A 21,499-nucleotide genomic window follows, 5' to 3' on the forward strand; every position below is an offset into this window, starting at 1 on the left:
CCGTACGTTACACCTAGTCCACAGAGCGGTCCAGCGGTGCCACCAGGCGGTCCACCTTCCAGGAGGGGCGATGCTCGACGATCGGATCAAGACTGCGACACCTCCCGGTGTGACCGAGGTCGGTTGCCTGATCGCCGGCGAGTGGATCACGGACGGGGCGCGTGCCGCCCGGGTCGGTCCGTGGGTCAGGAGCACCGTCAGCGCTGCCCGGCAGGCGACCGACGAGGACGCCCACACCGCGCTCGCCTACGCACGCAGCGGCGCCAGGGCTGTCGCCCGGATGTCTCCGTCAGCTCGCGCCCAGGTGCTGGAGCGGGCGGCGGCCGCCGCCTCCGCGCAGCGTGACCGTCTCGCTCGACTGCTCGCGCTGGAACTGGGCAAGCCGATCAGGGACGGGCGTAACGAGATCGACCGGGTTGCCGACACCTTCGCGGTGTCCGCCGCCGAGGCACGGCGGATCGGTGGCGAGGTGCTGCCGGTCGCCGGTTGGGCCCGGGGTGTCGGCACGACCGCCCTGACCCATCGCGCACCCGTCGGCGTCGCGTTGGCGATCACGCCGTTCAACGCGCCGGCCAACCTGCTGGCTCACAAGCTGGCCCCCGCCTTCGCGGCAGGCAACACCACGATCGTGAAGCCACCGCCTCAGGCACCGGCGGCGTCCGCCGCCGTGGTGGCGCTCCTGCTGGAATCCGGGATGCCGCAGGAGGCCGTCCAGGTGCTGCATGGCGACGGCCGCCTCGGCGGCGTGCTCTGCGCCGCGCCGGAAGTCGGGGTCATCAGCTTCACCGGGAGCGTCACCACGGGCGCGGCGGTCGCCCGAGCGGCCGGCGCCAAGCGGCTGGTCCTGGAACTCGGCGGCAACGCCGCCACGATCGTGTGCGAGGACGCCGATGTCGCCGCCGCCGCCCGCATCTGCGCTGCCACCGGCTACAGCAACTCGGGCCAGAGCTGCATCTCCGTACAACGCGTCTACGTCCACCGGGAACGGTTCGACGAGTTCCTGGAAACCTTCACCCGCGAGGTGCGGAGGCTCGTCGTCGGCGACCCGCTCGATCCGGCCACCGACGTCGGCTCGATGGTCGACGACGACGCCGCCGAGCGCGTGGTCGCCTGGGCCGCCGAAGCGGCCGACGCCGGGGCGACCATCACCACCGGTGGACGTCGCGACGGCGCGACCGTGGCCCCGACGATCGTCGCGTCCCCACCGGCCGACGTGCGGCTGATCCGCGACGAGGTGTTCGGGGCGGCCGTCAGCGTGCTGCCCTACGACGACTTCGCCGACGTGGTGGCCGCGTGCAACGACAGCCGGTACGGCCTTCAGGCCGGCCTGTTCACCAACGATGTCCGCCGGATCGTGACGGCCTGGCGCGAACTCGAGGTCGGTGGCCTCGTCGTCAACGGCTCGTCCAACTTCCGGCTCGACCATGTGCCGTTCGGCGGGGTCAAGGACTCCGGGTTCGGGCGCGAGTCGCCGCGCTGGATGGTCGACGACTACACGGTGGTCAAGACACTCCTGCTGCGCGGCATGTCCCTGTTTGGCGACCAGGAGGGCACCCGATGAGCCTCGATCAACGTGTGGACACCACGACCGACGACCGCCGGGTGTCCGCAGCGGAAGCCATGGTGGCGCAGCTCGAAGCCTACGGTGTGGAATACGTCTTCGGGACCTGCGGGCACACCAACATCGCCCTGCTGGACGCCATCGGGCGCAGCAGCATCCGGTTCGTCATCGGCCGGCACGAGCAGGCGGCAGCGCACGCCGCTGACGGGTACGCGCGGGCCGCCGGCAAACCCGGCGTGCTGCTCCTGCACGTCGGCCCCGGGATGACCAACGCAGTTACCGGCGTGCTCACCGCCGCCATGGACTCCGTTCCATTGGTGGCCATCACCGGCGACATCCCGTCGTATTACCACGGTCGGCACCCGCACCAGGAGGTCAACCTGCACGCCGACGCCGACCAGACCGCGATCTACCGGCCGTTCGTCAAGCGGGCCTGGCAGGTGCACCGGGCGGCCGACCTGCCGCGATTCACCGAACGCGCCTTTTGGACCGCGACCTCCGGGCGCCCCGGCGCCGTACTCCTGAGTGTGCCCATGGACCACTTTTCCCGCCCGGTCGACCCGGAGACCGCCACCGCCCACCCGCTCGCGGCCCAGGAGCGCCCCGGGTTGCCGGCGGATGTCGCCGGGCGTATCGCCGACCTGCTGGTCTCCGCCGAACGGCCGCTGGTCTACCTCGGCGGCGGCCTCCGTCGCGGGCCCGGACTCGCCGCCCTGCGCTCACTCGTCGAGCACCTCGACATCCCGGTCGCACACTCGCTGATGGCCAAGGGCACACTGCCCGACAGTCATCCGCTGCTGCTTGGCATGCCCGGCTTCTGGGGCCTGGAGATCACCAACCGCCACACCCGGGAAGCCGACGTCGTGTTGGCGCTGGCGACGCGCTTCGCCGAGACCGACGCCAGCTCCTGGGACCGCAGGCACACCTGGCAGTTTCCACCCGGCAAGCTCATCCAGATCGACATCGACCCGGCCGAGATCGGCCGGAACTTCCCGGTGACCGTCGGTGCCGTCGCCGACGTCACCCACGCGGTCACGGCCATCGAGGCCGCCGTCCGTGACCGGCAGCCGGTCGCGCGGCAGCGGACCGGGCTGCGGGAGACCATCACCGCGACCCGCCGGGCGCTGTTCACCGAGAGCCGGGAACGTGGCACCAGCGGGCAGTTCCCGCTGCGGCCCGAACGGATCCTGGCCGACCTGCGCGCGATCCTCCCACCCGACGCGGTCCTCGTCACCGACGTGGGCTGGAACAAGAACGGTGTGGCCCAGTGCTACGAACTGCCCGACGAGGGACGGTTCATCACACCGGGCGGCGCCTCGACGATGGGGTTCGGCCCCGCGGCCGCGGTGGGGGTGCAGATCGCCCAGCCCGAGCGGACCGTGGTCGCCCTGATCGGCGACGGCGGGATGAGCGCACAACTGCCCGCGGTGCCAATGGCCGTCGAACAGGGCGCCCCGGTGATCTTCGTCGTCATGAACAACCGGTCGCACGGCACGATCTCGGATCTGCAGGCGACGAACTTCGGGCAGAGCTACGGCTGCGACTTCCTCGGGCCTGACGGCCTGCCCTACAGCCCGGACTTCGCGGCCTACGGCCGGGCGTGCGGCGCGGACGGCCACACCGTCGCCAGCGCCGAGGAGTTCGGCGCCGCGCTGCGCGCCGCCCTGGCCAATCGCCGGCCGGCAGTGCTCGACGTACCCATGATCAACGAACCCGTGCCGACACCCGGGCACTGGAACATCAAGGACATCTACCAGGGCGTCTTCGACTGACGGCGCACCCACCACGTCCTCGCCGGCCGCCGACCCCTTCGGCCCGGCATCGTCTCCGCACCGCACCTGAGTTGCCCGCCCCGTGACAACGACCCGAGGTGACCCATGAACCGCAGCGCACGGCGGCACGTCGCCGCCTCCCTTCTCGCCCTCTCCCTCGCCTTCGCTGCCGGCTGCTCCGCCCCCGGAGAGGAGCGGTCCGGCGACAACGGCGACACCGGCCCCATCAAGATCGCAATCGCCAACGCGCAGAGCGGCCAGCTCAGCTCTCTCGGCGCCTGGGAACTCAAGGGCGCCAAACTGGCCATCGACGAATGGAACAAGAACGGCGGCGTCAACGGGCGCCAGATCGAGGTCGGCGTCTTCGACAGCCAGGGCGACCCGACCGTCGGCACCAACCTCGCTCGCAAGATCGCCAGCGAAGGGTACGTCGCGATGCTCGGCACCGCCGAGAGCGCCGTCACGATCGCCATGGCCCCGATCCTGCGCCAGGCGGAGATCCCCAACATCACCTCGGGCCAGTCGCCGGGTCTGGTCGGAGTGAAGAGTCCGTTCCTGTTCCTCAACGGACCGACGAGCGTGACCTACGACGAATCCCTCGCGAAGCACATCGTGGACAGCAAGGGAATCAAGAGCTTCGCGCTCATCACCAACAACGGCTCGTACGGCAAGGGAGAGCACGACTCGTTCACCAAGGCGCTCGGCAGCCGGGGCGTCAAGCCGGTGGCCGACCAGGTCGTCACGACCGACCAGAAGGACTTCAGCGCCGCGCTCACCAACATCCGGCAACGGAACCCACAGGTAATCTTCCTCGGTGCCGAAGAGGTGCAGTCCGGCCTGATCGTGAAGCAGGCCCGGGACCTCGGTATCCGAGCGACGTTCGCGGGCGCCGCGCCCCAGGGCACCCCGGTCTTCATCGACACCGCCGGCGCCACCAACGCCGAGGGCACGATCGTCAGCACGCCGTACCTGAGCAACGAGGTCAACGACGCCTCGCGTACCTTCGCCGCGGCCTACCTCGCCGCTTACGGCGAGGCGGCCGAGATGCACGGTGCGAAGGCCTACGACGGAGCGCAGATCCTGTTGACCGCGCTCAAGACCAGCAACAACGCCACTGGAAAGGACCTGTCGGACGCGATCCGCGCCGTCAAGCACAAGGGCCTGCTCGGTGACTTCGCCTTCGACGAGACCGGCGTCGGCATCTTCGCCACCTCGATCGGCACCATCACCAGCGGCAAGTTGGTCCCGGCCCAAGGCTGAGCCAGGCGGGGCGGTTTCCCGCGAGCCGCCCCGCGCCATCCCGTCGAACCGGGTCAGGGGAGAAGCATGCAAGTCTTTCTGCAGACATTCATCGGCGGGATGAGCCTCGGCGCGATCTACGCGCTCGTCGCGATGGGCTTCTCGCTCGTCTACCGCACCATGGGATTGGTCAACTTCGCCCACGGCAGCGTCGTCATGATCGGCGCCTACCTGGCATCCACCTTCTACCTGTCGCTGACCCTGCCATTCGCCCTCGCGATGGTGGTCGCCATCGGCGTGACCGGCCTCATCGGGGTCATCATCGAACGCGTCCTGCGGCCCTTGGAGAACAAGGACTTCGACCTCATGCTGATCGGCACGATCGGCTTCGGCATCGTGCTGGAGGCCCTCGCCATCATCATCTGGGGCGCGACCGGTCGGGCCGTCCCGTCACCTGTGCCCGCCGCGCCGCTGGAGATCTTCGGCATCCGCGTCCGGACGTACGACCTCGTGGTGCTCGCCATCGCGGGTATCGCCACCGTGCTGCTCGCCTACTTCCTCCAGCGCACGAAACGCGGCGTCGCCATGCAGGCCGTGGCGATGGACCACCAGGCCGCGACGGCGGTCGGCATTCACGTCGGACGCAGCAACTCGATGGCGTTCATGATCGGCGCCGGTCTCGCCGCACTGGCCGGCGGACTCGTCGGCCCACTGCTGTACGTCAACCCGGCCATGGGTGGCCTGCTCGGGATCAAGGGATTCGCCGGCGCGATCCTGGGCGGCTTCGGCAGCATCCCCGGTGCGATCCTCGGTGGAATCAGCATCGGGGTGATCGACTCGTTCGCGGCCGGGCACTTCCAGGGCTACTCCGAACTGGTCACCTTCCTGATCTTCACCGTCATCATCATGATCCGGCCGACCGGTATCTTCGGCGAGAGGACGGTGAACCGGGCATGAGATACCGCCTCGCCACCATCGCCGTGCTGGGGATCGCCGCCTGGCTGCTTCCGTACCAGCTCAACTCCTACGCCATGCACGTGGTCAACGTGATGCTGCTGTACGCGATCCTCGCGGTCGGCCTTGGGCTGGCCATGGGTGTCGCCGGTCAGATCAACCTGGCTCAGGTCGCGTTCTTCGGCGTCGGCGCGTACGCGACCGCCGTACTGACCGTCAAGGCTGGCATGGGGTTCTGGACGGCCGCCGTGCTCGCGGTGATCGCCACCGCGGCCGTCGGCCTGGTCGTCGGCACACCCGCGCTGCGGGTGCAGTCGCACTATCTCGGCATCGTCACCCTCGGGCTGGCGTTGGCCTTCACCAACTGGGTCACCAACTCCCACCTCGCTGGAGGCGCCGAGGGAATCCCAGGCATCCCGGGGCCGACCCTGCCCGGGGTCGACCTGTCCGACGGGTACCTCTACTACTACCTCGAACTCGTGCTGTTCGCGGTGACCCTGGCCTTCGGGCTGTTCGTCGTGCACACCTCGCTCGGCCGGCGCATGCGCGCCATGCGCGACGACTCCCTGGCCGCCGGCGCCGTCGGGGTCGAGGTGCCGACGCTGCGGATGACCGCGTTCCTGCTCGCCAGCATCTACGGCGGCGTCGCCGGCGTGCTCTACTCCGGACTGATCGGCTACGTGGCACCGGAGACGTTCAGCATCGCCAACATGTTCCTGCTGCTCGCGATGGTCATCATCGGCGGCCGGCAGAGCCTGGTCGGCTGCGTCGTCGGCGCGATCGGGCTCGCCCTCATCCGCGAGCTGCTGATCGACTACCCGACGTACGCCCAGGTGGCCTACGGCACCGTGGTCGTCCTCACCGTCGTCTTCGCCCCCACCGGGCTGGCTGGTCTGCCACGCCGCCTGGGCTCGGTGGCGGCACGCCTGGGCTGGCGCGGTCGAGGCGGCGAGACGGCCGGCGCGTTGGGTGCCTTCCGTCCGTACGACGTGACACCACCCGCGGCCGGCGACGCTGCGGTCATGCTTGAGGTGCGCAACCTCAGCATGCACTTTCGAGGAGTCAAGGCACTCACCGACGTCAGCGTCACCGTGCCGGCACGTCAGGTCCGTGGGATCGTCGGCCCCAACGGCTCGGGCAAGACCACGTTGTTCAACGTGATCAGCGGCTTCTACCGACCGACCGCCGGCCTGGTGATCCTCGGCGGCCGCGACGTCACCGCTGCCCGCCCGTACGCCCTGGCCCACGCCGGCATCGCGCGGACGTTCCAGAACCTGCGGCTCTTCTCGGCGCTGACGGTCCGGGACAACGTGCTGGTCGCCCTCGACCCGACCCGGGCCCGCAGCACCTGGCGCTACCTCCTGCTGCCGCTCGGCGTCTGGCGGCGCGACCACGCGTTGCGGCGCGAGGCCGACTCGCTGCTCGACCGGTTTGGACTGGCGGCTTTCGCCGACAACCAGCCTGCGGCCCTGCCCTACGGCATTCAGCGCCGCGTCGAGATCGCCCGTGCGATGGCGGCCCGGCCCCGGCTGCTTCTGCTCGACGAACCGGCGGCCGGCCTCAACGGCGACGAGGTCCGGCAGCTGTGCGACATCGTCCGCTCGATCCGCGACTCCGGGGTGACGGTGGTCGTGATCGAACACAACATGGGAATGGTCATGTCGTTGTGCGACCACGTCACCGTCCTCGCCCACGGCGCGATCATCGCCGATGGGCCGCCCGCGCACGTCGCGGCCTCACCCGAGGTCATCGAGGCGTACCTCGGCGAGTCGATGGCCATGCCCGCCCCGGCCGTGTCGGAGGTCCAGCGATGACTGCCATCCGCGATCAGGCCGACGCTGCCGCCGTCGGTGGCGGGCGCACCCTCTCCGTCGACGGCCTCTCCGTCCGCTACGGAGGGGTGACAGCGGCCCGGGACGTCTCGTTCACCATCCAACCTGGGCAGTCCCTCGGCATCATCGGCGCCAACGGTGCCGGCAAGACGTCGACCCTCAAGGCCCTGATGGGTCTCGTGCCCCGGACAGTCCGCTCGATCCAGTTCGGCGACCGGGACCTCACCAGGGTGCCCGGACGGAACATGGTCCGCCACGGCATCGGGTACGTGCCCGAAGGCCGGCACGTGTTTCCCGGGCTGCCGGTGGAGAAGAACCTCCTCCTGGGCGCGTACACCAGGCGCTGGAACGGCCCGACCCTGGAGACGCTCGACGAGGTCTACGAGCTGTTCCCGATCCTGCGCGAGATGCGCGGTCGGCTGGCCGGCGCGCTGTCGGGCGGGCAACAGCAGATGCTGGCGATCGGGCGGGCCCTCATGTCGACGCCGCAGCTGATGCTCCTCGACGAGCCGTCGATGGGCCTGTCGCCGAAGTTGGTCAGCGAGATCGTCGTGGTGCTCAAGAGGCTCAAGGAACGTGGCCTGAGCATCCTGCTCGTCGAGCAGAACGCGCAGCTGACGTTCGAGGTGACCACCGAGTGTCTCGTCATGGAGAACGGCGCCGTCGCCATGACGGGCACCTCCGCGGCACTCCGTCAGGACCCACAGGTCCGCAAGATCTATCTCGGGCTCTGACGACGCCCGTCACCGCAACCGCACCATCGCAGCTGGCATCCCGAGCTCCCCGACCGGCCGCCGAGACGGCCGAGGAAGAGGTGACCGCAGATGACGCACATCGACCGGAGGAACATGCTCAAGGGTGCCGCGGCGACCGCCGTGGCCACGGCCGTCGGCCCTGCCGTCGCTGCATCGCCCGCGGCCGCCCGCGGCGGCCACCCGCCGTCCGCCGCCGAGCTTTCCCGCTTCGACACGCCCGGTGACCAGGACTTTCCCAAGGTCGGCGGCAACCTGGGCAACCAGAACTACACATCACTGCGCCACATCGACGGTGGCAACGTCCGCCGGCTGCGCGGTGCCTGGGTCAACCGGATCGAGGGCGGGCTCGCCACCGGCAACAGCCAGAGCACGACGGTCGCCGTCGACGGCGTGCTCTACATCGAATCCGCGCTCGGCAACGTCATCGCCGTCGACGGCGTGACCGGGCAGACCAAATGGCGCTACGACCAGACCCGTGGCGCGCTGACGCGGCGCGGCGTCGCGGTCGGCGGCGGTTACGTCTACACCAAGTCCAACGAGAACTACGTCATCGCCCTCGACCAGGAGACCGGGCAGGTCATCTGGGAGCACCAGGTCGACGGGTACGGCAACATCGAGAAGGTGGCCGTCGTCTACCACGAGGGACTGCTCTTCTGCGGCACCAACGACGGGCCCCGGGGGGCCGCCCTGGCCCTCGACGCCCGCAACGGCAACGTGCTCTGGCACTTCTGGGGCACACCCGGGCCGGGGGAGTTCGGCAACGACACCTGGGAGGGTGACTCCTGGATGGAGGGCGGCGCGACGCCGTGGATCCACCCGGCTGTCGACCCCGAACTCGGTCTCACCTACTGGACGTTCGGCAACGCTCGCGGCAACAACTCCTCCCAGGACGGGTCCGCGCGCGGCGGCCAGAACCTCTTCGCCAACTCCCTTGTGGCGCTCGACCTGCGTACCGGCGCCTACCGCTGGCACTTCCAATCAATTCACCATGACATCTGGGACATGGACAACGTCATGTCACCCGTCCTTGCCGACGTCCGGATCCGCGGACGGAAACGCAAGGTCGTCGTCTACGGCAGCAAGTCCGGCATGTTCTTCATCCTCGACCGCGTCGATGGCACCGCCCCGCTGAAGATCGTGGAGCGGCCCGTGCCGCAGGAGCCCCGCCAGAAGACGTGGCCGACCCAGCCCTTCCCCGTGCAGGGTCCGTGGACCGAACAGCGGGTCGTCGACCAGCCGCTGGGCACCTCGGTCCCGGGCGACCCCAACCGTGCGGTGCCCAACTACGTGCAGGGCGCGTTGTACGACCCGCACTGGGACACCCCGATCCTGTCGATCCCGGGGCACGGCGGTGGGGCCGACTGGTCGCATCTGTCGTTCAGCCACCGCACCGGCCTGGTGTACACCGGATACGGATATGTCGCCGCCGCTCACTCACTCACCGAGAGCAGCAACGGTCTGCGCCCCCCCGGTGAATACCAAACCGGCGGCATCGTCGCCGTCGACGTCAGCACCAACCAGGTCAAGTGGAAGCGCCGGATGCCGTACTCGCTGGCGCACGGCAACGGCATCCTCACCACGGCCAGCGATCTGCTGTTCATCGGCCAGCCCGACGGCAACCTGCTCGCCCTGAACGCCCGCAACGGCCACGAGCTGTGGCGCTTCCAGACCGGCGCGGCGATCAGTTCCAGCCCGATCATGTACCGCGTCGGCAACAAGGAGTACCTCGCCGTGTACGCCGGCGGCACCAGCATCCCGTACGGCAACTCCGCGCCGCGTGGCGACTTCCTCTGGGCCTTCGAGATCAACGGGGACGTCGCGCCCGCGCCCACCCCGCCGCCCCCGATAATCCGCCGTCCGGTTTCTGGGAGCCCGGTCGAGGGCGCCGTCGTCGGGAACACGGTCGTCGTCGGACGGACCTACAACGCCTCAACCGGTGAGATCGGCGTCGCCGAGTCGTTCGCGGTGGCGGGCATGGCGCCCACCCACCTGCGGGTGCCGCTTGGCACGACCGTCACCTTCACCAACCATCCGGGTAACGCCGGTGTCCGTGGTGTGACGCAGTTCTTCGAAGGGCTCTTCGACGTGCGGCTTGCCCCCGGCGAGTCGTTCCGATACACGTTCGGGCTTCGCGGCGAGTACTTCTTCAACGACCCGGGAAGCCCACGCTCCACCGGCAAGATCGAAGTCTACTGACCGGCGTCGTCCCGCTGGTGCGGCCTCGGTCGCGCCAGTGGGGCCTGTCGTGCTCACGTCGCCACCTTCGACGAGAGGCGCCAGGCCGTCAGCGATCCGTTCGGCCTGGTCCGCCGCGGAGATCAATACCGCGGGGAGCAGTTGTGCATCCGAGGGCGCCCTCACCGCCCGCGCGATGCTGTGGCCGACGAGCCACTCGGCGAAGCGGGCACCAGGCGTCAACGCTTGTCATCCCGGTCGGTCGCCAGGGGGATTTGTCCTGACAACGTGGTCGTCCGACCCTGCCGGACCGCTCGCCGAATCAGGAAGACGTCAACGGCCACGGCCCCGAACAGCGCAGCATTGGTGACCAACGAGATGCTCAGCGGCTGAAGCAGGAGCAGCACGGGGCTCAGCAGTGCGAGAATCGCCAGGCCGACCAACCCCGGCCACGGCAGACGGTGGAGCACCAACACGTGGTACGTGATCCGACCGATCAGGAAAAGCACGGCTCCACCGACCGTGAGCATCACCCACGCGCCCTGCGGGTCACCGAGCGGCTCGTTGACGAGCAGTTCGTTGCCGACCGCGGTGAGCAGCGTTCCCCCGATCACCCCCGCGTGGCACAGTGCGACGGAAACTGCCATCCGTGGACGATTCTGATCGAGAATACCGCCGATTCGGAGATCACCGGGAATCAAATAACATCGCCAGAGCAGCACCGCGTTGAGGAACGCCAGTCCGAAAGCGAGCGTACGCAGCGCAGTGATTCCCGCGCTGGCGTAGGAGAGACCATTGACCAGGATCACCTCACCCAGGGCAATGATGAACACCTGCTGGTACCGCTCCGACAGGTGCTCGCCGACATTGCGGAGGTTCTCGTCCGGCACTCGGCCAAGCCCCGGAGTCGTCCAGCCGAACCAGGCTATTCCGTAGTCGATGGTCAGTGCGACCAGCCACAGCACCACCCGCTCGTTCTCCGGCCGGAAAGCACCGACCAGCCAGGGCACCCCGGAGACCGCGAACCAGATCAGGATCAGCAACGACCGGCGTTGCAGCGGATGCCCGCGCAGCAGCGTAAGCAACACCGCGCCCCGGAATAAGTGCACGAGGACGTACGCCCCGGCAAAGATGAATCCGTGTGCACCGAACGCGCCCGGTATCGCAGCCACCATCACCAGGCCGACGAACATGATGCCGAGGACGAGCCCCTTGATGATCGACTCGTTGGGGTTATACCAGTCGGTCGCCCAAGCGGTCGCGATCCAGATCCAGTAGACGCCTGCGAACAGGATCAACGTCTGGAACGTGTTACCCCAACTCAGTTCATGGAAAAGCCGCCTCGACAACAGAGTCAGCCCGAGAATGAAGGACAGGTCGAAAAAAAGTTCGAGGGACGATGCCTGGCGGGGCTGCTCGCGCTTACGCAGCAGCCTCGCCACCCGGTTACCCGCCACTATTCGTCCGCCTCACCCGATCCGCCTCACCCGATCCCTCGCACTCTTCGTATCACGGGGCCGGGATCGGGTGGGACGATGCGACGGGAACTGAAGGCGATCCGACGAGGCACACCGACGACGCGCCGAGCCGGACAGGCTGCTGAATGATCACCTTGTCGCTGTCGCCCCACGCCCGGCATCGCCGTATCACGTCCGCACATCGGCCAAGACCGTGCGCCGCACATCGACCGGACCCGACGCTTACCGGCGAACAACGCTATTAACTGCGACGAACACTATTTGCGCCAGGTGGCCACGGCCATCTGGACCAGGGCCGATCTCGTCGCGAACCTCTTCCTCGTCCCGACACGTCGGCGATGGCGAGCCGTCGGCCCTCGTTCAGGGTGGACATCCGGCTTCCGGGCGCTCCAAGGATCGGGCCGGACCTTGACGGACGGCGACTTTCGAGCGTCCGGGTCAGGGCGCTCAGGACGGGACGCGGTAGGTCACGTGTGTGACCGCCGTCGTGGCGCGTGCGCTGATCTGCTGCAGGTCCAGCGGCGGGACACCGTCGAACAGTCGCGTGCCGGAGCCCAGGGTGAGCGGCGCGATGTGCAGCCGTAGCTCGTCGACGAGGCCGGCGGCGAGGTACTGGTTGACGGTGGTCGCGCCGCCCATGACCGCGACATCGCCGCCGCCGGCCGCGGTGCGCGCCTGCGCCAGCGCCGACTCGATCCCGTCGGTGACAAAGTGGAACGTGGTGCCGCCGGTCATCGGCTGCGGCGCACGGGCGTGATGGGTGAGCACGAACACCGGGGCGTGGTAGGGCGGGTTGTCGCCCCACCAGCCGTTCCATTGCCGACCCCACCCGCCTCGTACGGGGCCGAACATGTTGCGCCCCATGATGAACGCGTCAGCGGCGGTGATCCGCTCGATCTCGACGCGGTTCGCGTCGGCGTCGGCGTGCCAGGCGTGCAGCCTGTCACCCCAGCCGTCGCCGCCGTCGTCACCGAACGGACGTTCCTCGCTCTGGTTGAGCCCGGCCGCGTAGCCGTCGACCGAGATCGTGAGGTCGCAGATCACTCTGCCCATCAGTGTTCCTTCCTTCAGGAGGCTTTCGTTCAGCGTGTCACGTGGCCAGTCCGAGCACGACCAGGCCGAGCCCGAGGGGCAGGTCCAGCGCGATGCAGGCCTCGGCCAGCGAACGGGACACGACCGCCCGGCGGTGGTGGTGCACCGCGTCCCACGCCGCGTGGGAGGCCAGCACCAGCCCGGCCACGACCAGGCCGGCGTCCGGGTCCAGCGCCAACGCGGCGAGCGCGAGACCGGCGTACACGATGCCGCCGACGAACTGCGCGGCCACCTGCCGGCGCGGGGCACCGACGAGGACTGCCACGACGGCGAGCACCACCGCGGCGGCGCCCAGCGGCACCCATCGGCCCACGCCGGTGATCTCTCCGACGGCGATGACGGCGCTGCCTGCCGGCACGGCCACCCACGCCATCCACGGCCGGTCCAGCGCGGCCGCGGCGAGATAGCAGAGCACGGCCACCCACACGCAGGTGACGGCCGTCTCCCGGTCGGCGACGGTGACCAGCACGGCGATGGCCGCGGCGAGACCGGCCGCGGTCGGCCAGCGGCGCGACAGCCACGAGGATGCGGGATTCATGCCCTCACTCTGGCCGCGCTGTACACCGGTGCCGAGCCGCACGCGGCTGCGCGTCAGAAATCCTGGCACTCCCGGCACGGAACCTGCGTCACCGTTCCGAACCGGCGCCTACGGTCGTCGACGACACGGTCCGGTACTGCGACGGCGGCACCCCGTACTGCGCCACGAACGCCTGCCGCAGCGTCTCCATCGACGTGAAGCCGCACCACCGTGCGACCATGCCGATCGGGTGGCCGGTGGTCGCCAGCAGCCGCGCGGCCGTGTCCAGCCGAGTGCGGCGCACGAACTGCCCGGGCGGCATGCCCAGGTGCTCGACGAACAACCGGTGCAGCTGCCTATTGCTCACCCCGCACTGCGCGGCGAGCGTCGCCGTGTCCAGCGTCGACGCCAGGTGCGTCGTCACATACGCGACCGTCCGGCGGACCAGGACATGGTCCGGGTTCGGTGCGGTGAAAACGCTCATCTGCGCCTGGTTGCCCGGCCGCTGCAGATAGGTGACCATCGCCTGCGCCACCACCCGGGCCAGGTCGGGCCCGCAGTCCTCGGTCACCAGCGCCAGCGTCAGGTCCAGCGCACTCGTGACCCCGGCCGACGTGGAGACCCGCCCGTCGCGGATGAAGATCGGCCGTGGATCGACGCGGACGGCAGGGTACTGCCGCGCCAGCACGTCGGCGTAGTGCCAGTGCGTCGTCACCCGCCGCCCGTCGAGCAACCCTGCCGCCGCGAGCACGGTGGCGCCGGTACACACCGACGCGATGCGCCGGGCCAGCGTGGCAAGCCGTCGCACGTGCGCGACGACGGTCGCGTCGGCGGCGGCGGCCTCGTGCCCCCGCCCCCCGGATACGACCAGCGTGTCGATCGGCCCGGTGGTGCGCTGTAGCGACCCGTTGCTGTGCAGTTCCAGGCCGGAGTCGCAGCGGATCGCCTGCCCGTTCGGTGAGATCAGCTCGGTCCGGTACACCGTCCGCCCCGCGATGCGGACAGCCAGGTCGAGTGTGGAGGTCACACAGGCGATGTCGAGCAGCTCGGAGCCTTCGTACCCGACCACCACCACCCGCCGCGCAGAGCCGTCGCTCGATGTCTCCGCCATACCCGATATCCTGCCAGGCGGTACAGACCCCTCGTACCTGCGTCGAGCGCACCTCGACCGGCTCGGTCCGCCGCTACCTCTTCCCGCACACGCGGGGAAGGGCCTGCCTCAGCGCAGTTGCGGACTTCCGCACGTCAGGAGCCCAGCGCAGGCCATGCCTCTGTTCGGCGAGGCGGCACACTGCTTCCGGGACCTCGGCCAGCCGGGGGGGATTGAGTACTTCGCGAACGAGTCGGCGGCCGGGCCACACCGTCAGGGTCGAGCGCGGCGTGGCGCGCTCAGTGAGGCGATCCTGTCGATGGCTGAACTTGAGCGGGTCTACTCGTCACGATGACCAGCAGCTTTCCCACAACGCAATGATCCTGAGGACGCCTCCAGCCGGGGCTCCGGCTCCAGCAAGGAGTGGGAACATCCCGCCTGCCGACGACCCGAGGCGGAGCCGAGTAGACCGGGGCCAGGTGTCGAGGTCGTTGGTCTGGTAGGGCTCCACCTCGACACGTGGCTCCGCACCGCTCCGCTCCGCCTCGAGTGGGTCGACGGCATACGGGGATGGTCGATTGAACTACCAGGGGGATCGGGGAACGAGTGGTCCGAGGTCTCCACGTCTGCAACGTGGGGGCTGGTGAATCATCCGGTCATCGAGACCTGTCCTCCGATTCCGGTCTCGTTGCCGTCACTGTCGTGGAAGACGTACTTCCAGACCGAGTCGTGCTTCTCGACGTTGACCGGCTCCAGGCCGCGTGCGGAGATTCTCGCAACCTCCGCGACCGGGTCGTCGACCCAAATCATGCCGACAGCTCCGCCGGCCCGGTCGGGATCCTGAATGATGTACACGTAGCGGTCCTCGGCCAACTGCCAGACCGCCTCGATACCGTTCGGATAAAAGGCCGGTTCAGCACCGAGGAGCCGTTTGTACCACTCCAGGGCGCTGTCATAGTCGCGCACCGGGATGCCCGCAAACACTCCTACCGCCACGTCTGTCACCTCAGTCAATGTCGAGCCCAACCCGATGCCGGCCCCTGAAGGACAGACCGGAACCGGCAGCGATTCGTAACGGGTCGAACGGGTCGTCTTCGGACGGGTCGCGCCCAGGTTACCCGGGCAGTGGCGGTGGGCAGGGTGCTGACCGGCGCGGCGGTCACGTTCGCCGCGACCGTCGACTGGGCGTGGATCTGGACCGGACGGTCGGGTGCCGCTGCGGCAACGTTGAATCACCATCGCCAGACCATCAGACGCGCCGACCTCATACACGCGGTGGCCAGGAGGGGCGAGGGGCTGGCGATGCTGAAGCACGGCCAACGCACCGCCGTGACCCCTGCCGTCTGGGCCCTGTCCTGTCCTGTCGATCATGGATCCAGATGATGGCGGCGATCACGACGAGGCTGGCCTGGTAGAGGACGCGCGCTTGGCGTATCGGGTGGCCAGATCACGCCATTGCTTGAGGCGGTTGAAGCAGCGTTCGACGACGTTGCGCTTGCGGTAAATCGCCTTGTTGAAGGCTGGTGGCCGTCCGCCGGCGCTGCCCTTGGCGGCGCGGCGGGTGTGACACGTCGAGGCCGCGGTTCCCGGGCGGCTGGCGATCCGCGCCAGCCACCACCGCCGCTTAGCCCGCAGGTGCAGCACCTTCCGCTCATCCTGCGCAGGGGTGCGCCGCGGTGACCGGTGCGGATGGCTGGTCTGGTCCACCATGGCCGCGACACCCCGCACCGGTAGCGGTCCGCCCACCGCTTCGCCGTGTTCGGGCTGACCTGAAACCGGTCCGCGGCTTGCCGCAGCGGCCATCCATCGTCCACGACGCCGTCGCGGTGACCGATGGCCGGCCGCGGACCGATGATCCGCGGGTGCTCAACGGGATCGTGTGGAAGATCCGGGCCGGGGCGGCGTGGCGCGATGTTCCGGCCCGCTACGGTTACTGCCGGTACTCCGGTACACGCCGGCCGTCATACCGGCCTGGCGGGGCAGGTGCCGGGCCGCTATGCGGGCTTGTGTTGTGTCAGGTGAAGAACCGTGTGAGGTGCCCGATGACGGCCTCGGGTTGTTCCTCGGGCATGTAGTGGCCGCTGCCCACCACGGCGGCGACCTCGACGTCGGTGCCCTTGTCCGGCAGCAACGCCTTCAGGAGTTGGTATCCACCTTCTCCGCCGCCGAGGCCGAGCAGGGGTGCGCTCACGGGGGCGTAGGTTTTCTCGTCGGCGATGTCCTGGCCGAACGCCCGGTACCAGGCGTTGCCGGCGCGGATCGCGTCCTGTGTGGAGTACGCCTGCGCGTAGACATCTCGGTCGTGGTCGCTGATGGCGGCTGGGTCCTCGACCAGGTAGTCGATCATCCAGTCGACCAGATGCCGGGACCGGCCGGCGAGTAGGCGTTCGGGCAGGTCGGGGACCTGGTTGAACGCGAACCACCATAGGAACCGTCCTGGCCCGGCGTGGATGTCGCCGCCCACCTGCTGGCGCCCGGGCGCGGGCAGGAGCGAGTAGTTGTAGAACCGTTCGTCGGGGTGCGCGATGTCCAGGAGCGCGATCCGTCGTGTGCTCGCGGGGTGGTTGGCCGCGAAGGCGTAGGCGACCATGCCGCCGATGTCGTGTCCGGCGATGTCCACCGCGTCGTAGCCGAGATGGCGTGTGAGAGCGAGGATGTCACCGGCCATGGTCTTCTTGTCGTACCCGCCTGCGGGCTTGTCCGAGCCGCCCATGCCCCGCAGGTCGACGGCGATGACCCGACGGCTTTCCGCGAGGGCGGGCATGATCTTGTGGAACTCCCACCAGGTTTGCGGCCAGCCCCCCAGCAGGATCAGCGGCTCGCCTCGGCCGCCCCCCACATAGTGCAGACGGACGCCGTTGACCTCGGCGTGGCTGCTGACGAACCCGCCCTGCAGCGAACGCGCCAGTTCGGCATCCGACGTTGTGTTCGACATGTGTCCTCCCGTTCAGGCTTCGCGCAGGGCGGCGAGAGCCGGGTTCAGGCGATGACTTCGGTGAGCAGTTGGTGCGGCGCGGCGGTTGCCTGTGCAACCGGCTCAGGAGTGTTTGTCGGCGGGCCGTTTGGCCGCGTTGTTCAAAAGGGCGAGGGCCGCGTCCCGGGCGTCGGCGGCGGCACCCGGGCCTTCGTGGTGGTCGGCGACCACGATCGCGCCTTCCAGGAGCAGGAGAAGCTGCCGTCCCAGCGCGGCGGGATGTGTGGTTTTGGCTCGGGTGGCGATCGCGGTGAAGAGCTCCAGGTAGCGGCCGAGATGGCGGGCGGCAATGGTGCTCGCCGGAGTCGCATGGTGCTGGGTGGCGGCGTTGACGATCGCGCAGCCGCGGAAGCCAGGTTCGTTGAACCAGACGCCGAGGGCGTCGAAGACCGCGGCGAGCTGGGCCGCCGGCTCGTCACCGGCGTCGGCGGCCGCCCGGGCCAGCCAGCGCGTGACGCGGTCGCTGCGGGCTTCCAGGACCGAGCGGATGAGCCCGTCCTTGGACCCGAAGTGGCGGTACAGCGTCTCCTTGGAGATGCCCGCCTCGGCGCACAGCTCCGCGATGCCCACGCCGTCCAGCCCGCGCTCGTAGAGGATGCCCTCTGCGGTGCGAAGGACCGCTGCACGGGTGCGGTCAGGGTCAAGGCTGCTGCCTTTGGGAACGGGCATGGGGGAGATGGTACCAGTCGGTTCGATGTGCTGCTAACGTCTCATCGAACCGACCGGTTCCATCTAAGGAGCATGTTGTGTCCGACCCCCTCATCACTGACCCCTTCGCCGCGCTGGGACCCGCCGCGCGCACCGTGCCCATGACCTTCCACAGTGCGGGCGCCACCCTGCTGGGCGTCCTGCATCTACCGGCCGGGCCCGGTCCGCACCCCGTCGTGGTCCTGCTGCACGGCTTCCCAGGGAATGAGCGGAACTTCGACCTCGCGCAGGCGTTGCGCCGAGCGGGATACGCGACGCTGGTCTTCCACTACCGCGGCTCATGGGGCATGGGCGGCTCCTGGTCGTGGGCCCACGTGCTGGAGGACTCCGCCCACGTGGTCGCCCACCTGCGCGAGCCCGAGGTCGCCACGGCCCACGCTTTCGACACGGACCGGCTGGCCGTCATCGGCCACAGCACGGGTGGTTTCGCCGCATTGATGACCGCGGCCGCCGATCCCGGCGTAGCCGCGGTCGGGTCGGTGGCCGGGTTCGACTTCGGCACGGCCGCCGCCGCGTGCCGGAGCGACCCGGCCGCGCGAGCCGCCTACCTCGACGACTGGGCGAGCGAACTACTGCCCCTGCGCGGTACCAACGCGCAAGCGCTGGTCACGGAGATGGAGGAGGCGGGGGATGCGTGGAGCCTGGCCCGCCTCGCGCCCCGGCTGGCCACCCGCCCTGTGCTGCTGATCGGCACCAGCCGCGACACCGTCACCCCCGTCGGCGTCCACCACTGGCCGCTGGTGGACACCTACCTCGCCCACCCCGTCCCCGGGCTCGAGCACGACGTCTTCCGCACGGACCACGCCCTGTCCGACCATCGAGTCGCCCTCGCCCGTACGGTGATCGCCTTCCTCGACCGGCACCTGAAGGACGCCACCCGGTGAACCCGATCCCCACCGCTGCCGGGGCTACGGGTTCCTTCTCCCGGCGAACTCCGAGGCTCCACTGGACCGCCGCGCGACTCGCCCTGGGAACCGCGTCCGCCCTGGGCATCTCCCGATTCGCCTACGGCCTGCTCCTACCTGCCATGCGAACCGACCTGCATTGGAGCCTTGCCCAAGCCGGTGCACTGACCACCGCCAACAGCGTCGGATACCTCCTGGGCGCCGCGTTCACCGGCGTCGCGGCATTGCAGTGGCGCCCCACAGCGACCTTCCGCCTGGGCATGCTGCTCACCGCCGGTGCCCTGGCCGCCACCGCGGTGAGCGGCACATACCTGGCACTGCTCACCGCACGCGCGGCGGCAGGCGTCGGCGGCGCCCTGGTCTTCGTCGCCGGAGGCGTGATCGCCTCGCGCAGCGCCGCCGCCGCGCGTTCACCCGCACCCATCACGATCTACTTCTCCGGCGCCGGGCTGGGCATCGCCGTCAGCGGCGCCTGGCTTCCGAGCCTGGTGACGCACGCCCCGCACTACTGGCCGATGGCCTGGACCGGACTGGCCGTCTGCGCCCTCACGGCCACCGTCGTTAGCTGGACCGCGGCACGGGTCGATGAACCCGAACTCCACTCCGCGACAGGTCGACGCCAGATACGGCGCCTGTGGCGCACCGCCGTCGCCTACCTGCTCTTCGCCGGCGGATACATCGCCTACGTCACCTTCCTGTCAGCCGCCCTGACCGACGAGCACACGCCCGTATGGCAGGTCAGCACGCTGTGGGTCCTACTGGGAATCAGTGCGATGACCGCACCGCGCCTGTGGAACCCCCTGATCGGCGCATGGCCGCCGGCCCGGGTCCTCACCACCGTGCTCGCGCTCCTCGCCGCCGCCAGCGCTCTGGCCCTGGCCAGTTCGTCATACGTCGTCCTCGCCGTCTCGGTCCTGGCCTACGGTGCCACGTTCATGACCGTTCCGGCCGCTGTCACCGCGACGATCCGCGGCGCGACCCATCCCGAAGACTGGGCTCCCACCCTCGCCGCCTTGACCACGGTCTTCGCCGCCGGCCAGACCATCGGCCCATGGGCGGCCGGAACGATCGCTGACCACACCTCGGCCGACGCCACGCTTGTCTGGGCGGCCGCGCTGTGCGCCGCAGCCGCACTCGTCGCCGCAACCCAGAGACCTTAGATCAACAGCCGCAGGGTCAGCTGGCCCCTTACGGCGATCTCTGCTTTCGCTGCAGGGTCTGAGGGGCCTGGCTCCGCGCTCGATGGCGAGAGGCGGCGGCGGGATGAACCGGCCCGGCGCCGCCGTTCGCGGTGGAGGCTGTTAGCTGCGGTTGCGTTTGAGGGTGCTCCGCAGTCGGTAGGAGTCCGGCAGGTTTAGCGCCTTGGGCTGGGAGGGCGCCCGGTTACGCTTTGAGCAGTTCCTCACTCAGGTCCCAGAGGCGCTGTGCGGACTGTGGGTCGATGGCATGCGGCACGACGGTGGCGGGCGGTAGCTTCCCGGAGCCGAAGATGATGGGCTCTGGGTTCTCGTCCAGTGGTGAGATGTCGTTGTCCTTGAGGTAGACGCCGCCGATATCGGTTAGAAGCGGGCTGGTCGCGGCGAAGACGCTGGTGCTGGCACCCTGTTGCGGCGTCTTGTGCTCGCGGTCGGGGTCGATGACCGGCTGGCCCGACTCGTCGATCAGCCCCATGGCCCGCAGTTGCTCGTCGCTCAACGTGTCCGTGCGCGCCACCCCCTCGGCGATGTGGGGTCCAAGATTCGTGCCGTGGATGATGCCCGGGTGCACGGCGTAGCCCCGGATTCCGTCCGCAGCCCATAGGCGGTCCAGTTCGACGGCGAACAGCACGTTGGCAGTCTTCGACTGGCCGTATCCGAGCATCCCCATGGGGTCGTACCCGCTGGTGAAGTGCGGGTCGTCCCAGCGGATGTCGGACAGGCGGTGCCCTCCGGAGGTGAGGTTGACCACTCGGGCGCCGCTCGCGGCCCGCAGGGCGGGGAGCAGACCAAGGACCAGCTGGAAGTGTCCGAGGTGGTTGGTTGCGAACTGCGACTCGTACCCGCGGGCGTCCCGGACCAGGGGGCCGCCCATGATGCCCGCGTTGTTGATCAGGATGTGCAGCGGGCGCCCCGAGTCGAGGTACTGGGCAACAAAGGCGTCGATCGAGCTTGGGTCGAGGAGGTCGAGCCGGCCGGTTTCGACGCGCTCGATGCCCGTCAACCCGGCCGCCGCCCGGTTTGGGTTACGCGCAGCCACCATCACGGATGCGCCCGCCTTGGTCAGCGCCCGAGTCGTCACCAGGCCGAGTCCCTGGTGGCCGCCGGTGACGACGACGTTGGTGCCGGACAGGTCGATCCCCGCGAGCACCTCGTCGGCCGTCGACGCCGCGGTGAACCCGGAGCCGATGGGGTGCTGCCTGTGGGGCATGTTCTGTGTCATAGCAACCACTGTGCGGCCCGCACCTCGAA

Annotated in this window: 18 protein-coding genes and 2 pseudogenes; 10 read left to right on the forward strand and 10 right to left on the reverse strand. The window is 69.3% G+C overall.

Annotated features, from left to right (window positions below; translation table 11 throughout):
- The first annotated feature begins 70 nt into the window (after window positions 1-70).
- The 7 genes from ACTWLT_RS14900 (at window position 71) to ACTWLT_RS14930 (ending at window position 10,309) form a co-directional block, all read left to right on the forward strand.
- Window positions 71-1,561 carry an aldehyde dehydrogenase family protein gene (locus tag ACTWLT_RS14900; protein WP_445318899.1) on the forward strand — a complete coding sequence of 497 codons (1,491 nt, stop codon included), beginning with the start codon at window positions 71-73 and terminating at the stop codon, window positions 1,559-1,561.
- The gene (locus ACTWLT_RS14905; RefSeq protein ID WP_445318900.1) at window positions 1,558-3,333 is read left to right on the forward strand and encodes a thiamine pyrophosphate-binding protein; all 1,776 of its coding nucleotides are present in this window, start codon (window positions 1,558-1,560) and stop codon (window positions 3,331-3,333) included. The genes ACTWLT_RS14900 and ACTWLT_RS14905 overlap by 4 nt, the downstream gene beginning before the upstream one ends.
- Before the next feature lie 105 nt (window positions 3,334-3,438).
- Window positions 3,439-4,593 (forward strand): ABC transporter substrate-binding protein, encoded by a 1,155-nt coding sequence (locus ACTWLT_RS14910; protein WP_445318901.1) that lies wholly within the window; start codon window positions 3,439-3,441, stop codon window positions 4,591-4,593.
- A 66-nt stretch (window positions 4,594-4,659) separates the two neighbouring features.
- Complete coding sequence (locus ACTWLT_RS14915; protein WP_410816401.1) at window positions 4,660-5,529, forward strand: branched-chain amino acid ABC transporter permease; 870 nt, start codon at window positions 4,660-4,662, stop codon at window positions 5,527-5,529.
- Complete coding sequence (locus ACTWLT_RS14920) at window positions 5,526-7,340, forward strand: branched-chain amino acid ABC transporter ATP-binding protein/permease (protein ID WP_445318902.1); 1,815 nt, start codon at window positions 5,526-5,528, stop codon at window positions 7,338-7,340. The genes ACTWLT_RS14915 and ACTWLT_RS14920 overlap by 4 nt, the downstream gene beginning before the upstream one ends.
- Complete coding sequence (locus ACTWLT_RS14925; RefSeq protein ID WP_445318903.1) at window positions 7,337-8,092, forward strand: ABC transporter ATP-binding protein; 756 nt, start codon at window positions 7,337-7,339, stop codon at window positions 8,090-8,092. The genes ACTWLT_RS14920 and ACTWLT_RS14925 overlap by 4 nt, the downstream gene beginning before the upstream one ends.
- Window positions 8,093-8,182: 90 nt before the next feature.
- The gene (locus ACTWLT_RS14930; protein WP_445318904.1) at window positions 8,183-10,309 is read left to right on the forward strand and encodes an outer membrane protein assembly factor BamB family protein; all 2,127 of its coding nucleotides are present in this window, start codon (window positions 8,183-8,185) and stop codon (window positions 10,307-10,309) included.
- A 218-nt stretch (window positions 10,310-10,527) separates the two neighbouring features.
- Here the strand turns inward: ACTWLT_RS14930 and ACTWLT_RS14935 are convergent, their stop codons facing one another.
- The 7 genes and pseudogenes from ACTWLT_RS14935 to ACTWLT_RS14965 form a co-directional block, all read right to left on the reverse strand.
- Window positions 10,528-11,730: a low temperature requirement protein A gene (locus ACTWLT_RS14935; protein WP_445318905.1), complete on the reverse strand. Its 1,203-nt coding sequence runs from the start codon at window positions 11,728-11,730 to the stop codon at window positions 10,528-10,530.
- A gap of 483 nt (window positions 11,731-12,213) precedes the next feature.
- On the reverse strand, window positions 12,214-12,819 hold the full coding sequence (locus ACTWLT_RS14940) for a dihydrofolate reductase family protein (protein ID WP_445318906.1): 606 nt from the start codon (window positions 12,817-12,819) through the stop codon (window positions 12,214-12,216).
- 37 nt (window positions 12,820-12,856) lie between these two features.
- Window positions 12,857-13,396, reverse strand: a complete 540-nt coding sequence (locus ACTWLT_RS14945) for a hypothetical protein (protein ID WP_445318907.1) — start codon at window positions 13,394-13,396, stop codon at window positions 12,857-12,859.
- A gap of 88 nt (window positions 13,397-13,484) precedes the next feature.
- Window positions 13,485-14,486, reverse strand: coding sequence for a GlxA family transcriptional regulator (locus tag ACTWLT_RS14950; protein WP_445318908.1), 1,002 nt, complete (start codon window positions 14,484-14,486; stop codon window positions 13,485-13,487).
- A gap of 627 nt (window positions 14,487-15,113) precedes the next feature.
- Window positions 15,114-15,461 carry a VOC family protein gene (locus ACTWLT_RS14955; protein WP_445318909.1) on the reverse strand — a complete coding sequence of 116 codons (348 nt, stop codon included), beginning with the start codon at window positions 15,459-15,461 and terminating at the stop codon, window positions 15,114-15,116.
- 423 nt (window positions 15,462-15,884) lie between these two features.
- Window positions 15,885-16,025: pseudogene (locus tag ACTWLT_RS14960) on the reverse strand (IS5/IS1182 family transposase); the annotation flags it as partial.
- A gap of 176 nt (window positions 16,026-16,201) precedes the next feature.
- Window positions 16,202-16,279 (reverse strand): annotated as a pseudogene (locus ACTWLT_RS14965) (helix-turn-helix domain-containing protein); the annotation flags it as partial.
- A 12-nt stretch (window positions 16,280-16,291) separates the two neighbouring features.
- On the opposite strand from ACTWLT_RS14965, the gene ACTWLT_RS14970 reads away from it, so the two are divergent.
- The gene (locus ACTWLT_RS14970) at window positions 16,292-16,540 is read left to right on the forward strand and encodes a transposase (RefSeq protein WP_445318960.1); all 249 of its coding nucleotides are present in this window, start codon (window positions 16,292-16,294) and stop codon (window positions 16,538-16,540) included.
- On the opposite strand, the gene ACTWLT_RS14975 is transcribed toward ACTWLT_RS14970, so the two are convergent.
- Both ACTWLT_RS14975 and ACTWLT_RS14980 read right to left on the reverse strand, forming a co-directional pair.
- Window positions 16,480-17,400 (reverse strand): alpha/beta fold hydrolase, encoded by a 921-nt coding sequence (locus tag ACTWLT_RS14975; protein WP_445318910.1) that lies wholly within the window; start codon window positions 17,398-17,400, stop codon window positions 16,480-16,482. The genes ACTWLT_RS14970 and ACTWLT_RS14975 overlap by 61 nt on opposite strands.
- A gap of 102 nt (window positions 17,401-17,502) precedes the next feature.
- Window positions 17,503-18,108, reverse strand: coding sequence for a TetR/AcrR family transcriptional regulator (locus ACTWLT_RS14980; RefSeq protein ID WP_445318911.1), 606 nt, complete (start codon window positions 18,106-18,108; stop codon window positions 17,503-17,505).
- A 77-nt stretch (window positions 18,109-18,185) separates the two neighbouring features.
- Between ACTWLT_RS14980 and ACTWLT_RS14985 the strand changes: the two genes are divergently transcribed.
- Window positions 18,186-19,031: an alpha/beta hydrolase family protein gene (locus tag ACTWLT_RS14985; protein WP_445318912.1), complete on the forward strand. Its 846-nt coding sequence runs from the start codon at window positions 18,186-18,188 to the stop codon at window positions 19,029-19,031.
- Window positions 19,028-20,212, forward strand: coding sequence for a YbfB/YjiJ family MFS transporter (locus ACTWLT_RS14990; RefSeq protein WP_445318913.1), 1,185 nt, complete (start codon window positions 19,028-19,030; stop codon window positions 20,210-20,212). Before ACTWLT_RS14985 ends, ACTWLT_RS14990 begins: the two co-directional genes overlap by 4 nt.
- Window positions 20,213-20,435: 223 nt before the next feature.
- On the opposite strand, the gene ACTWLT_RS14995 is transcribed toward ACTWLT_RS14990, so the two are convergent.
- The gene (locus tag ACTWLT_RS14995; RefSeq protein ID WP_445318914.1) at window positions 20,436-21,470 is read right to left on the reverse strand and encodes an SDR family NAD(P)-dependent oxidoreductase; all 1,035 of its coding nucleotides are present in this window, start codon (window positions 21,468-21,470) and stop codon (window positions 20,436-20,438) included.
- Between the last annotated feature and the right edge of the window lie 29 nt (window positions 21,471-21,499).

This window comes from Micromonospora yongxingensis, assembly GCF_052601155.1.